The 13,782-nt window shown below is 41.2% G+C and carries 11 protein-coding genes; 2 read left to right on the top strand and 9 right to left on the bottom strand.

Going from position 1 to position 13,782, the window contains the following annotated elements:
- Position 1: 1 nt before the first annotated feature.
- From bamA to rpsB, 9 genes are all read right to left on the bottom strand, one after another.
- A complete protein-coding gene (bamA, locus tag CWB65_RS05525; protein WP_008126671.1) occupies positions 2 to 2,473 on the bottom strand; it encodes an outer membrane protein assembly factor BamA in 2,472 nt (823 codons plus the stop codon).
- A gap of 96 nt (positions 2,474 to 2,569) precedes the next feature.
- A complete protein-coding gene (gene rseP, locus CWB65_RS05520; protein WP_008126669.1) occupies positions 2,570 to 3,922 on the bottom strand; it encodes a sigma E protease regulator RseP in 1,353 nt (450 codons plus the stop codon).
- Between the two features lies 1 nt (position 3,923).
- Positions 3,924 to 5,129 carry a 1-deoxy-D-xylulose-5-phosphate reductoisomerase gene (gene ispC / locus CWB65_RS05515; protein WP_033024913.1) on the bottom strand — a complete coding sequence of 402 codons (1,206 nt, stop codon included), beginning with the start codon at positions 5,127 to 5,129 and terminating at the stop codon, positions 3,924 to 3,926.
- Positions 5,126 to 5,992, bottom strand: coding sequence for a phosphatidate cytidylyltransferase (locus tag CWB65_RS05510; protein WP_006793631.1), 867 nt, complete (start codon positions 5,990 to 5,992; stop codon positions 5,126 to 5,128). The genes ispC and CWB65_RS05510 overlap by 4 nt, the downstream gene beginning before the upstream one ends.
- A 20-nt stretch (positions 5,993 to 6,012) precedes the next feature.
- Positions 6,013 to 6,792: an undecaprenyl pyrophosphate synthase gene (gene uppS, locus CWB65_RS05505; protein WP_008126663.1), complete on the bottom strand. Its 780-nt coding sequence runs from the start codon at positions 6,790 to 6,792 to the stop codon at positions 6,013 to 6,015.
- A gap of 81 nt (positions 6,793 to 6,873) precedes the next feature.
- Positions 6,874 to 7,395: a ribosome recycling factor gene (gene frr, locus CWB65_RS05500; RefSeq protein WP_282447153.1), complete on the bottom strand. Its 522-nt coding sequence runs from the start codon at positions 7,393 to 7,395 to the stop codon at positions 6,874 to 6,876.
- 49 nt (positions 7,396 to 7,444) lie between these two features.
- Positions 7,445 to 8,194, bottom strand: a complete 750-nt coding sequence (gene pyrH, locus CWB65_RS05495) for a UMP kinase (RefSeq protein ID WP_006793634.1) — start codon at positions 8,192 to 8,194, stop codon at positions 7,445 to 7,447.
- A gap of 158 nt (positions 8,195 to 8,352) precedes the next feature.
- Complete coding sequence (gene tsf / locus CWB65_RS05490; RefSeq protein WP_006793635.1) at positions 8,353 to 9,204, bottom strand: translation elongation factor Ts; 852 nt, start codon at positions 9,202 to 9,204, stop codon at positions 8,353 to 8,355.
- A 104-nt stretch (positions 9,205 to 9,308) separates the two neighbouring features.
- Positions 9,309 to 10,037, bottom strand: coding sequence for a 30S ribosomal protein S2 (gene rpsB, locus CWB65_RS05485; protein ID WP_006793636.1), 729 nt, complete (start codon positions 10,035 to 10,037; stop codon positions 9,309 to 9,311).
- A 272-nt stretch (positions 10,038 to 10,309) separates the two neighbouring features.
- Between rpsB and map the strand changes: the two genes are divergently transcribed.
- On the top strand, positions 10,310 to 11,095 hold the full coding sequence (gene map, locus CWB65_RS05480; RefSeq protein WP_006793637.1) for a type I methionyl aminopeptidase: 786 nt from the start codon (positions 10,310 to 10,312) through the stop codon (positions 11,093 to 11,095).
- A gap of 62 nt (positions 11,096 to 11,157) precedes the next feature.
- The gene (glnD, locus tag CWB65_RS05475) at positions 11,158 to 13,776 is read left to right on the top strand and encodes a [protein-PII] uridylyltransferase (protein WP_008126657.1); all 2,619 of its coding nucleotides are present in this window, start codon (positions 11,158 to 11,160) and stop codon (positions 13,774 to 13,776) included.
- Positions 13,777 to 13,782 lie beyond the last annotated feature (6 nt).

Raw genomic sequence — 13,782 nt, 5'->3', positions numbered from 1 at the left:
TTTAGAAAGTGTTACTAATATTAAAACTGATGGTCTTCGTATCGTCATCTTCTTCTTTTTGCAATGGATACGCAAAACTAATCAGCATTGGACCCATTGGAGAGATCCACTGTAATGATAAACCGGTCGATACTCTAAAACGCATAGGATCTGAATAATCATCCAGCTTATTGCGTTGGTCTACGAGTAAGTTTTGATAACGGTCTACGCTAAACTCTGTGTCCCATACGTTCGCAGCATCAACAAAAAAGCTGGTACGCACTGAACTTGTGTTTTCTTCATCCAAAAACGGTGTAGGAACGATTAACTCCATACCTGCCACCGCTTTGGCGTTACCACCAATTCGACCTTGTGGTATTAACTGGTCAAACTCCGACGCACTATTGATAGGACCTGAGGTAGAACCATCTGGGTTTAGTGTCCCAGGAATCGTCGTTGCAATACGTGACACAGCTTGTGGCAATATTGTATTACGGTCAAAGCCACGTAGTTCCATTTCCGTAATACGGAAGAACTCTTGGAATGGAAGCGTTTGATCGTATCCATTTGTTGACCCATAACCATTACCATAACCAAGCGCCGCACGAGCCGAGAAAACCCAGCGATGGTCGTTAGATATTGGCCAATAAAAGCGTGAATCGTAATTAAGCTTGAAGAAAGTTAAATCTGAGTTCGGTGTAGTTCCCGTTAAATTTAACGTTTGGCGTGAACCCGCTGTCGGGAATAAACCACGGTTAACCGTTATACGTGACCAACCAACACTTAATTCATATTTGGTAAAGTCAAAGCCTGCATCAGGGTGTTCAGGGTCAAAAAATGTCTCACGTAATACACGCGTTTGCTCGTACTCGGCAATATCTGACAGCTCTTCTTTTATCCAACGAACACCAAAATTAACCCGGTTGATTGCATCAATTGGAAAACCAATATTTGTACCTAAACCATAACTTTTTGATTTGTAATCTACAAGACTAAACTTACTTGCGTCGTAGTTTCGGTAAAAAATACTGCTGCCTTGTGAAACACCATCTGGTGTAAAATAAGGGTCGGTATACGATAAACTGACACTTTCAGAGCCAGTAGAAGTATTTAAATTTAAACCAATTTGGTTACCTGTACCTAAGAAGTTAGATTCAGTCACACCAATATTAAACTGTAGACCTAGGTATGAACCATAAGCAAGGCCCGCATTAAAGCTACCGGCTGATTGTTCTTTTACTGTGAAATCTACGTCAACTTGATCGTCTACACCTGGCACGGGGACTACATTAAAATCAACAGTTTCCATGTACGGTAAACGTTGAATTTGTAGCTTTGAACGCTCGAGGTTTTGGTTTGATAACCATGCACCTTCTAGCTGCGTCATTTCACGGCGCAATACTTCGTCAGCGGTGTTTTGGTTACCACCAACAATTATACGACGAACATAAACACGCTTACCTGGGTTAACAGATAAAGTTAACTGAACTTCTTGCTTTTCGTCATCAATTTCTGGAATTGTGCGCACTTCAGCATTTGCATAACCAAAACGTGCTAAATAACTTTTAATAAACTCTTCTGAAGATGTTACAACAGAACCATTGTAAAGCTCACCAGCTCTGAGTGGGATAACACTTTTAATTAAATCTTCACGACCGAGTAAGTCACCAATAAAATCAAAGCCTTTAACCTTGTATTTAACGCCTTCGGTGAGGTTGGCCGTAACATATACAGACTCACGCTCTGGACTTACCGATACCTGCGTCGAATCAATATTAAAACGTAAGTAACCACGGTCTAAATAAAAGCTGCGGATTTTTTCTAAATCACCTTCAATGGTTTGTTTTTGGTAGCGGTCGCTACCCATAAATTGCCACCAAGGTAAATCTTGCTGAGACTCAGCAAGTTTTAATAATTCTTCGTTAGAAAAAAGCTCGTTACCCACTAAGTTAATTTGGCGGATAGACGCGGCATCACCTTCATCAAACTCCAGTTTAAGTTTTACGCGGTTACGTGGCAATTTAGTAACGCTGATATCAACCGTTGCATTGTATTTACCAATACTATGGAAAAACTCTACTAAGCCTTTTTCAATATTATCAATTACGGTTTTATCTAATGGTTCGCCTTGGCGAATATCTTGTTGATCAAGCGACTCGTTAAGTTGCTCATCTTTGATATCTTTATTGCCTTCAAACTCAATAAAGCTAATTGTTGGGCGCTCTGTTACTTTAAAAATAACGTTGTTGCCATCACGTAATGCTTTGATGTTGTCGAAGTGACCAGAACGATAAAGTGACTTTATTGTTTTTGAAATTGTGTAGTCATCTACATTATCGCCTACGTTAATAGGAATATGAGTCAATGCAGCACCAAGTGCTACGCGTTGTAAGCCTTCAACTTTCAAGTCTTCAACAATAAAGGAAGTTTGGCCTAGGGCGGCAAAGCTTGCACCCAATAAACTTGAAACTGCCAAATGTTTTTTTATAGCCATTTTATTATCTTTATCCTTTACAACTGTATTACCGCTTAACACCTAAAATACGGGTGCGTTACAATCGTGTTCTAATTAGTAAATGTTGCGCTGTAATTACAAACGCGATACATCATTGAACAAAGCGAAACATGTTAGAAAAATGAGTAGCAACGCTCCCACTTTAAAACCAAATTCTTGCGTCTTTTCAGAGACCGGCTTTTTACGAAAAAGTTCAATTATGTAATACATTAAGTGTCCACCATCAAGCACTGGCAGAGGTAATAAATTAAATACGCCCAAGTTAACGCTTATCAGGGCTAAAAAGCTTAAAAAAGCAACTAAACCATAGCTTACGCTAGTCCCCGCTCCCACTGCAATACCAACAGGACCACTTAAGTTTTTAACCGAAACCTGACCTGTAATTAAATTACCAATCATGTCAAAACTCAGCGTAATCAACCGCCAGGTTTCTTTTGTACCGCGAACAATACTATCAAGTGGTCCAAAACTTCGGGATTGTACATACCCCTCTGGCCATTGCTGAACAACAGGTGCTACACCTAAAAAACCTTGTTCTATACCATTGTTGCCAACACGCCCTTGTGGGGTCACTTTTATGCTTTTTATACTATCTTGTCTTTTTACACTAAATTGTAAAGATTTGTTAGCCGATTGCGTAATTACATTAACTAATTGCGGCCAATTGCTTATAGTTTCACCGTTTACAGCCAGAATAGTATCGTTAACTTGCAAATTTGCTTGTTCTGCTGCTGAATTTTTAGTCACCGCCGCAACCGTTAATGTGGCTTGTGGCCTAAAGGGTACAATACCCAAAGAGGTTAGTGGAGGAACATCTTGTTGGTCGAGCTTCCAACCATCAATATTGAGCGTTTTGACTCGTGTTTGTAAGTTTTCATCGCGAACTGTAATCTCTACGCGCTCTTCACCTAATCGCGACATAAAAGCAAACGTCGCGTCTTGCCACGTGGTTATATTATCATCACCAATTTTAATAATGTGTTGGCTCGGCATAAGCCCGGCTTGCTCTGCTCGGCTCCCTTCAGTAATGCTGCCTACGATTGGTTTTACCGATTGCACACCCACCATGTACATAACCGCTAACGCAAAAATAGCAAACAAAAAATTTGCCATAGGCCCAGCTGCAACAATGGCAATACGTGCTTGTACTGACTTTGAGTTAAACGATAAATGTCGCTGATTTGCTGGAACATCGTCCACACGCTCATCAAGCATTTTGACATATCCACCTAGTGGAATAGCTGCTATAACATATTCTGTATTGTATTTATCGTGCCATTTAATTAAGGGCTTACCAAAACCAATAGAAAAGCGTAGCACCTTAACACCCGCCTTTCGTGCTACCCAAAAATGGCCATACTCATGCACAGTAACTAAAATACCTAATGCCAAAATAAATGAGCCAAGATTCCAAATAAAATCAAACATACTAATGAGCCACTTTATTTATAAACTGAGTTGCGTTGACACGTGCAAGCTCATCGCATTGTAATATTTCATCTAAACTCTGTACGTTGGTGTATTGAGCCGACTCTAAGGTTTGCGCATTAATTTTATAAATATCTGTAAAACCAATTTTACCTTTTAAAAATGCAGCAACAGCTATCTCATTTGCAGCATTAACGGTCGTCGTTGCCCCCTGCCCCGCCGAACATGCATCAATAGCAAGTTGCAAATTAGGGTAACGGGTAAAGTCAGGTTTGGTAAACGAAAAATCACAAATATCAGAAAAATTAAGCGGTTTAACACCTGCGTCAATTCGTTTTGGGAACGCTAATGCATGGGCAATAGGCGTACGCATATCAGGATTACCCATTTGCGCTAAAATTGAGCCATCATGATACTGAACCATTGAGTGAATAATGCTTTGAGGGTGAATAACAACGTCAATATCATCGCTATTACAGTTAAATAGCCACTTGGCTTCAATAAACTCAAGGCCTTTGTTCATCATAGTTGCGGAGTCTACTGAGATTTTTTGACCCATAGACCAATTAGGATGAGCTACCGCTTCACTAACGGTGACATCTTTTAAAGTACGTATATCACGCGTTAAAAATGGACCGCCTGAACCGGTAAGTAAGATTTTACTGACACCATTATCTTGCAGGTTTTTATCACTTTGAGCATTTTGTAGTGAGTGAGGTAGACACTGAAAAATAGCGTTATGTTCGCTGTCGATTGGCAGTAAAGTTGCTTTGTGCTTTTTAACTTTATCAATAAACAATTGGCCCGACATAACCAGCGATTCTTTATTCGCAAGCAACACTTTTTTACCTGCTTCAACCGCACTGAGTGTAGGTAACAAGCCTGCGGCTCCAACAATGGCAGACATAACTATATCTACATCAGGGTGCGCACATAAATCACTCATTGCCTGTTGTGAATGCATAATCAGAGTTTGGCACGCTGTACCCTTTAAATGCAATGACAGTTCTTCTGCTGCACTTTGTGTTGCCATGACAGCATAAAGGGGTGAATGCTTAATGCAAAGCTCAGCCATTTTTTTTGCATTTTGACCCGCTGTTAAAGCAAATAAATCAAACAAATCACTGTTTTTTGCTACAACATCAAGTGTACTTAAACCAATTGACCCCGTAGCACCTAAAATAACTAGCTGCTGCTTATGACTCATAAACTTAAAGTCCATGCATAACACATTACAAACATAGGCGCGGCTGCTGTTAAGCTGTCAATGCGATCTAAAATACCGCCATGCCCAGGTAAGCATTTACCACTGTCTTTAAGGCCTGCTTCGCGTTTAAACATACTTTCAAGTAAATCGCCAATTGCTGAAAATAGCGCTATAAATGCCGTCATAATGGCGTAAATCGGCCATACGGCTAAATCCACGTCGGTAAAGTGACAAAACGCCATAACAAATAATACTGATGCAACAATACCACCGGCAAGGCCTTCAATTGTTTTATTTGGACTTACTTTTGGCATAAGCTTGTGTTTACCAAAACTTTTACCTGTAAAATACGCACCAATATCAGCGCTCCATACAATACCTAATACAACCAAAATCAGCATAGAGCCAAAGTGAGTAGATTCAAGGTATTGCGCACTACGAAGCGTATTGAGCGCAAGCCATAACGGCACTAAAGTCAGAAGCCCTGCAATGCCACGCATTACTAGCCCTTCATTCCACGCTTTTGCCATTGCTGGATAACGCCATACTAAGTAACTAGCAACAATCCACCATGCAAACGCCAAAGTAAATAAATAATTAGCATCGCCCACTAGCTGACCATTTTGCCAAAGCGACTCTATCGGCCAGTGTAAATTAAGCACAGCGAGTAAAGCTGCAACAAGCACAACAAAGGCGCCTCTTTTTATTTTGTCACATAGCCCCATAAAAGCAGACCACTCCCAAGCGCCCATTAAAACGATGGCGGCGGCAAAGTAACTAAATAACGTCAATGGTGTATAAAAAACCAAGGCAAGCGCTGCGGGTGCTAACACTAGCGAGGTTAAAATGCGTTGTTTTAACAAAATTGTGACCCTTAATCTATTTAGGTTTGAGCGAGTAATTGTTTTATTTGTTCGCCCGTACAACCAAATCGTCGCTCTCTAGCAACGTAACACGCAATGGCCTCAGCAAATGCTGCTTCATTAAAATCAGGCCAAAGTGTTTCGGTAAAGTAAAGTTCTGCGTAAGCTGCTTGCCATAGTAAAAAGTTACTAATGCGAACATCGCCCCCCGTTCGAATCAGTAAATCGGGTTCAGGTTGATCGGCCATGCTCATATGCTGCGCAATACGCTCTTCAGTAATATCTTGTGCGTCAATGTCACCGCTTGCAACTTGCATTGCGAGTTGTTTAGCCGCGTTTGCCATATCCCAACGGCCACCATAATTGGCAGCCACATTTAAACACAACCCTGTGTTATTTTCTGTCAGTTGCTGCGCACTATGTACTTTGTTTTGCAACCCTTCAGAAAACCGAGATAGGTCTCCAATGATGGTTAGTTTTACATTGTTTTTGTGAAGCTTTTTAACCTCTTTTGTTAATACAAACAAAAAAAGCTCCATTAACGTATTTACTTCGTCTTCAGGGCGGCGCCAGTTTTCACTGCTAAATGCAAATAAGGTTAACGATTGTACGCCTAATTTAGTACAAAACTGAACAGATTGACGAACAGCGTCCACGCCTTTTTTGTGCCCATACACACGAGGCCTATTTCTAGCTTGCGCCCAACGCCCGTTCCCGTCCATGATGATAGCAACATGCTTAGGTAAACATTGTTGTGAAATTGTATCAGCGTTTAAAGCCATAAATATCGAGTATTCCATAAAAAAACGCCGCCTAGTATAACCCAGACGGCGTTTCAAAACTAATATATTTGTATACACTAGCTCAGCTTATTTAGCTGTTTAGATTTCCATCAATTCAGCTTCTTTCGCTGTTAATTGAGTGTCCATTTCTTTGATAAATTTATCTGTTAACTTTTGGATTGCATCTTCGCCTTGGCGCGCTTCGTCCTCAGAGATATCTTTATCTTTTAATAGTGCTTTAATATCACCATTAGCATCACGGCGAATATTACGAACAGCAACACGGCCGCCTTCAACTTCGCCACGTACAATTTTAATTAAATCTTTACGGCGCTCTTCTGTAAGTGGAGGAAGTGGCACACGAATAACTGTACCAGCCGACATAGGGTTTAAACCTAAGTCAGACGCCATAATCGCTTTTTCAACGGCTTGTGCTAATGACTTATCAAAAACACCAATGGCAAGCGTACGTGAATCTTCAATTGTTACATTTGCAACTTGATTTAACGGTGTAGGAGCACCGTAGTAAGACACCATAATGCCATCTAAAATTGCAGGGTGAGCACGGCCAGTACGAATTTTAGAAAGTTGGCTACCTAGTGCTGTTACACTCTTTTGCATGCGCGCTTGCGCATCTTTTTGAATATCGTTAATCACGGTTCAATCCTAATTATTTGATTACTTCATCTGAGGCTTGTGAAGAGATAAGTGTTCCTTCTTCTTCACCCATAATTACGCGTTTTAACGCGCCTGATTTATTCATGTTAAATACGCTTAATGGCATATTGTGATCGCGGGCTAAAGTAAATGCCGCTAAATCCATAACTTTTAATTCTTTATCAATAATTTCATTGTAGCTTAAGTGACGGTAAAGTGTCGCTTCTGGGTTTTTCACAGGATCGTCACTGAATACGCCATCAACCTTTGTTGCTTTAATTACTGTATCAGCTTCAATCTCAATACCACGTAGACACGCAGCAGAATCTGTAGTGAAAAACGGGTTACCCGTACCCGCTGCAAAAATAACAACGCGGCCAGTTTTTAATAAGCTTATTGCTTCAGCCCAGTTGTATGCATCACATACACCATTAAGTGGAATAGCAGACATTAATCGACAGTTTACAAAAGCACGATGCAGCGCATCACGCATTGCAAGGCCATTCATTACCGTTGCAAGCATACCCATGTGATCGCCTACTACACGGTTCATACCCGCTTCAGCTAATGACCCACCGCGTAAAAAATTACCGCCGCCAATAACTAAACCCACTTCTACGTCGAGCTCTACTAACTCTTTAATTTCTTGTGCCATACGGTCTAAAACTTTAGGGTCGATGCCGAAGCCTTCGTCTCCCATTAAAGCTTCACCACTTAATTTGAGAAGAACACGTCTAAAAATAGGTTTGCGATTGATAGTCATAGTTTTGGGGCCAACTTTTATTGAATTATGGATAAAAAATAACCGCGCTTATGTTAAACATAAAAGCGCGGTTATTTTAAAGAATTTCTAAGCGTGAAGCAAAAGCAAATAGTACTTTAATTGCATCTAATTTCCTTGTCCTTCACAGTTAGTCAATCTTACTCACCTTTAGCAGCAGCAATTTGAGCAGCAACTTCAGCAGCAAAATCTTCTTCTTTTTTCTCGATACCTTCACCAACTTCTACACGTACGAAGCCAGTAACTGTTGCGTTTTTCTCTTTAAGAACATCGCCAACAGATTTTTTAGGTTCCATGATGAATGCTTGACCAGTAAGAGAAACCTCACCAGTAAACTTCTTCATGCGACCAACAACCATTTTTTCAGCGATTTCAGCAGGCTTGCCTTCGTTCATCGCGATATCGATTTGAACTTGCTTCTCTTTTTCTACAACATCTGCAGGAACATCAGCAGGTGTTAAGTACTCAGGGCTTGAAGCAGCAACGTGCATTGCAACGTGCTTAAGTGTTTCTTCATCAGCAACACCAGCAACAACAACACCAATACGCTCACCGTGACGGTACTCAACTAGGTTTTCACCAGCGATGTACTGTAGACGACGTACGTTGATGTTTTCACCAATTTTAGTTACTAGCTCAACACGGTCTTCTTCAAACTTAGCTTGTAAGTCTTCGATAGAAATTGTTTCAGCGATTGCAGCGTCAGCAACTTTGTTAGCAAATGCTAAGAAGCTTACATCTTTTGCAACGAAGTCTGTTTGACAGTTAACTTCAACAAGTACCGCAACACCTGCATTTTGCTTGATGATGATAGTACCTTCAGCAGCAATGTTACCTGCTTTTTTAGCAGCCTTTGCAGCACCGCTCTTACGCATGTTTTCAATCGCTAACTCGATGTCACCATCAGTCTCAGTTAACGCTTTTTTACAATCCATCATGCCAGCGCCTGTACGCTCGCGTAATTCTTTAACTAGGGCAGTAGTTACAGCCATTAGTAAATCCTCAAATCTGAAATCTGGTTTAGATAAGCGGGTTACCCGCTCTACAAGAATAGCAAGTCTTCATCCTATTAAGATGAAGACTTGATGACAGCTAATTACTCAGCTTCAACGAAATCGTCATTCTCAGCTTGAGCAACGATGTTATTCTCGCGACCTTCAGTGATAGCAGCTGCAACAGCGCTAGTGTAAAGGGTTACAGCACGGATAGCATCATCGTTACCAGGAACGATGAAATCAACGCCGTCTGGATTAGAGTTAGTATCTACGATTGCAACAACTGGAATACCTAGGTTGTTAGCTTCACGGATAGCAATGTGCTCGTGGTCAGCATCGATAACAAAGATCGCGTCTGGAAGACCGCCCATGTTTTTGATACCACCAAGGCTCTTTTCAAGCTTTTCCATTTCGCGGTTAAGCATTAACGTTTCTTTCTTAGTTAATTTCTCGAAAGTACCGTCTTGGCTTTGGATTTCAAGGTCTTTAAGACGCTTGATTGATTGACGTACTGTTTTCCAGTTAGTCAACATGCCACCTAACCAGCGGTGGTTAACGTAAAACTGATCGCTTGCGATAGCAGCTTCTTTAACTGCGTCGCTTGCTGCGCGCTTAGTACCAACGAAAAGAACTTTACCTTTGTTTGCAGCAGCGCCACTTAAAAACTTAAGTGCGTTGTTGAACATTGGTACAGTTTGCTCAAGGTTGATGATATGTACACGGTTACGAGTGCCGAAGATGAAAGGCTTCATCTTAGGGTTCCAGTAACGTGCTTGGTGACCAAAGTGAACACCAGCTTGAAGCATGTCGCGCATTGAAACGTTTGCCATTTTATAGATCCTCTATAGTTGTTTAGGGTTAGGCCTCCACATATCCCATAGCACCAACACCGAAGTATTTAAACTTCTAATGCACCCAAGTGTATGTGACGATACGTGTGTGTGTTAAAATCAAATTGTGTTTGCCTTAAATACAAAAAATCATTTAAGAATTTATTTGTAAAAAGACGGCGCGCTTTATACCATATTAAAATTAAATACTCAACATCGCGTGCAAAAATTATGCAGCGATAAAATGTTAGAAACGCAACTTTGGAGCCTCAATGAGCGCTATTATCAAGACCCCTGAAGAAATAGAGAAAATGCGTGTAGCTGGGCGTTTAGCAGCAGACGTACTTGAAATGATCGGCCCACATGTCGTGCCGGGGATCACCACTGATGAGCTAAATACTATTTGTCATGATTATATTGTTAACGAGCAAAAAGCAGTCCCTGCTCCTTTAAACTATCATGGTTTTCCAAAATCAATTTGCACCTCTGTTAACCATGTAATTTGTCATGGTATTCCTAACGACAAACCGTTAAAAGAAGGTGACAGCGTAAATATCGACATCACTGTTATCAAAGATGGCTACCACGGCGATACATCTAAAATGTTTCACGTAGGTAAACCAAACATTCAAGGCAAGCGTTTGGCTGAAGTAACACAAGAAAGCTTATATCTTGCCATTAAAATGGTAAAGCCGGGTGTACGTTTAGGTGATATTGGCGAAGCAATTCAAAAATACGCCGAGAGCTTCAACTACTCAATAGTACGTGAATATTGCGGCCATGGTATTGGTAGCGAATTTCACGAAGAACCACAGGTTATGCATTACGGTAAAGCCGGTACCGGTGAAACATTAAAAGCGGGTATGTGTTTAACTATTGAGCCAATGGTTAATGCGGGCAAGCGCCAATGTAAACTGCTTAAAGATGAGTGGACGGTTGTAACACGCGACCGCAGTTTGTCTGCACAGTGGGAACACACGTTATTAGTGACTGAAAATGGTGTTGAAATTTTAACGCTACGATCAGATGATACTATCGACAGGATTATCGAACACTAATAAACCTACGCAGTTGATAGTACGTTTATCAATGTGGAAGGTTCAATGAGGAGCCAGCCCACGTGGCATTACCCAACAAAGTAAAAAAGTTGCTTAGCGATGCTGAGCAACTAAGTGACTATCGCGATTGTTCCAGCTATTTTTACAAATGGTTGCATAACGAATTTTCAAAACAACCAGTTGGTAATTTAATTAATGCCCGGGCTGAGTTTATCGACCGCCTGTTGATCAAATTATTTCATGTTTATGATCTATCTCATGAGCCTGATTTAGCGCTGATTGCCGTAGGCGGTTACGGACGGGGTGAGCTTCACCCTTATTCAGATATCGACTTCTTACTGCTTGTAACAGAGCAACCAAATGAAGCGGTATGTGAAAAAATAGGTCAATTTGTCACTATGCTGTGGGATCTTAACTTAGAGATTGGCCACAGCGTTCGTACAATTGATCAAGCAATAGAGCAAAAACGCGAAGACGTCACTTTTGCCACCAGCTTACTCGAAAGCCGACTAATTTTTGGTAACCATATTGAGTTTGAAAAGCTTAAAAACTTTATACTCGAAACGCCAGTATGGGGCTCTAACGACTTTTTTGAAGCCAAAGTACAAGAGCAAAATTTGCGTCACCGTAAATGTCACGGAACAGCGTACAACTTAGAGCCAAACATAAAAGAAAACCCAGGCGGTCTTCGCGATTTACAAACTATTATTTGGGTAGCCAAAAAGCATTTTAGAGCCGAAACCCTCCAAGAGCTCATAAACCATGGCTACTTAACCCATGAAGAGTTTCAAGAGCTTTCAGAGTGTTTAGAAAACCTATGGAACATTCGCTTTGCCCTGCACTTAGCCGCAGGACGATCAGAAAACCGTTTACTATTTGATCACCAACCCCTCGCTGCAGAAATACTTGGCTTTGGTAGCGATGGTAAAGCGTCGGTTGAACGTATGATGAAGCGCTTATTTCGTATAATGAGCCGTGTACGCGAACTCAATCAGATGCTGCTTTCGTATTTTGAGCAAAGCATTTCGCCACTAAGCAGCGAAGCCGTTGTTGAGGTACTCGACAGAAATTTTGAGCGTGTTGGCCATCAAATTCGTGTTAAAGACCCATCTGTATTTTTTAGGCGCGATCAACTTTTTGTTCTGTTTGAGCACATTGCTGAAAATCCAGAAATTACCCATATTTACCCAAGCACTATACGCACTATTCGCCAAGTACGCCGTCGTTTGTTGGGTGACCTGCAAGATTACGCGGCCTGCCGTGAAGCTTTCTTACGCTTGGTAAAACACCCTAACGGTATGGGCCGCGCATTCACATTAATGCATAAGCACGGCATGCTGGCAGCATACTTACCGCAATGGCGTAATATTTTTGGGCAAATGCAGTTTGATTTATTTCATGCCTACACGGTAGACGAGCACACCCACAAGTTAATCAATAATATTTACCAATACTTTGATAAAACGGGCGTGAGTGAATTTCCAATTTGTAGTGAAATAGTCACCCGAATGGATAAACCCGAGCTTTTATATTTAGCCGGTATTTTTCATGATATTGCGAAAGGCCGTGGTGGCGATCACTCAGAGCTAGGGTCGGTCGATGCTATTGCATTTGCTAAGTTACATGGGTTCTCATCATCCGATGGCAAGCTTATCGCATGGCTTGTTGGTAATCACTTACTTATGTCGGTAACTGCACAAAGAAAAGACATAAACGACCCTACAGTAATCAAAGACTTTGCAACACGTGTAAAAACAGAGCGCCAACTCGATTACCTTTATTGTTTAACTGTGGCAGATATTCGTGCCACTAACGACAACCTATGGAACGATTGGAAAAACACCTTATTGCGCGAACTTTATTTGCACACACAACGTGCATTGCGTTTGGGCCTTGAAAACCCAATGGACCAACGCGACCAAATTCGTGATAAAAAGCACCAAGCAAAACAACGCCTGCTTAATTTAGGGTACCTTGAAGAAAAAATTGACTTAATTTGGAGCCGCTTTAAAGCAAACTACTTTACTGCATTTAGCGAGCAGCAAATATCGTGGCAAACCGAGCATTTAGTAAATAGCACCGATTTAAGTCAACCGAGTGTAATTGTGTCGAATGCGCCTATGCACGGCGGCACGCAAGTGTTTGTTTACAGTCCTTACTCGGGTGCCCTATTCGCCCGTTTAGTAAACATAATTGGTACTAAAAAGGCACAGATCCAACACGCACAAGTACTGACCACCAAAGACGGTTATGTACTGTTTAGCTTTGTTATTCTTGAAGTCAGCGGCGACCCTATCGCAAGTAGCCGCGCGCAATCGATTAAACGCGGCCTTGAGCAAGCACTTAATGACCCGCGTAAAAAAATTCGCTTTAAAAAGAGTCGCTCACAACGTTTTAAAGACTTTAATATCAAACCCAAAATTGTGCTGCGCCCACATGCCAGAAAAGATCGCAGCTTAATTGAAATACAAGCGGTTGATATACCCGGTCTACTAACCAAAATAGCCGAAGTTTTCCAAGCACATTTACTCCATATTCATGCAGCCCGCATAACAACGGTAGGTGAACGTGCAGAGGATTTCTTTGTCGTATCAAATAACGAATACCAAGCCCTGACTGATGAAGAACAAGCAAAAATTCATCAGGCATTACGTAAAAAATTCAACGCCGAAACAGAATAAGAGGAC

The sequence above is a fragment of the Pseudoalteromonas sp. S554 genome (genome assembly GCF_005930865.1).
GTDB classification, from domain to species: Bacteria; Pseudomonadota; Gammaproteobacteria; order Enterobacterales; family Alteromonadaceae; genus Pseudoalteromonas; species Pseudoalteromonas marina.
Note: the sequence above shows the minus strand (reverse complement) of the source record. Positions and strands in the feature narration are given on the sequence as shown.

Bases quoted from the DNA above. Each gene is read 5' to 3' on its own strand.
- bamA (WP_008126671.1), bottom strand. From the start codon at position 2,473: ATGGCTATAAAAAAACATTTGGCAGTTTCAAGTTTATTGGGTGCAAGC.
- rseP (WP_008126669.1), bottom strand. From the start codon at position 3,922: ATGTTTGATTTTATTTGGAATCTTGGCTCATTTATTTTGGCATTAGGT.
- ispC (WP_033024913.1), bottom strand. From the start codon at position 5,129: ATGAGTCATAAGCAGCAGCTAGTTATTTTAGGTGCTACGGGGTCAATT.
- uppS (WP_008126663.1), bottom strand. From the start codon at position 6,792: ATGGAATACTCGATATTTATGGCTTTAAACGCTGATACAATTTCACAA.
- frr (WP_282447153.1), bottom strand. From the start codon at position 7,395: ATGCAAAAGAGTGTAACAGCACTAGGTAGCCAACTTTCTAAAATTCGT.
- pyrH (WP_006793634.1), bottom strand. From the start codon at position 8,194: ATGACTATCAATCGCAAACCTATTTTTAGACGTGTTCTTCTCAAATTA.
- tsf (WP_006793635.1), bottom strand. From the start codon at position 9,204: ATGGCTGTAACTACTGCCCTAGTTAAAGAATTACGCGAGCGTACAGGC.
- rpsB (WP_006793636.1), bottom strand. From the start codon at position 10,037: ATGGCAAACGTTTCAATGCGCGACATGCTTCAAGCTGGTGTTCACTTT.
- map (WP_006793637.1), top strand. From the start codon at position 10,310: ATGAGCGCTATTATCAAGACCCCTGAAGAAATAGAGAAAATGCGTGTA.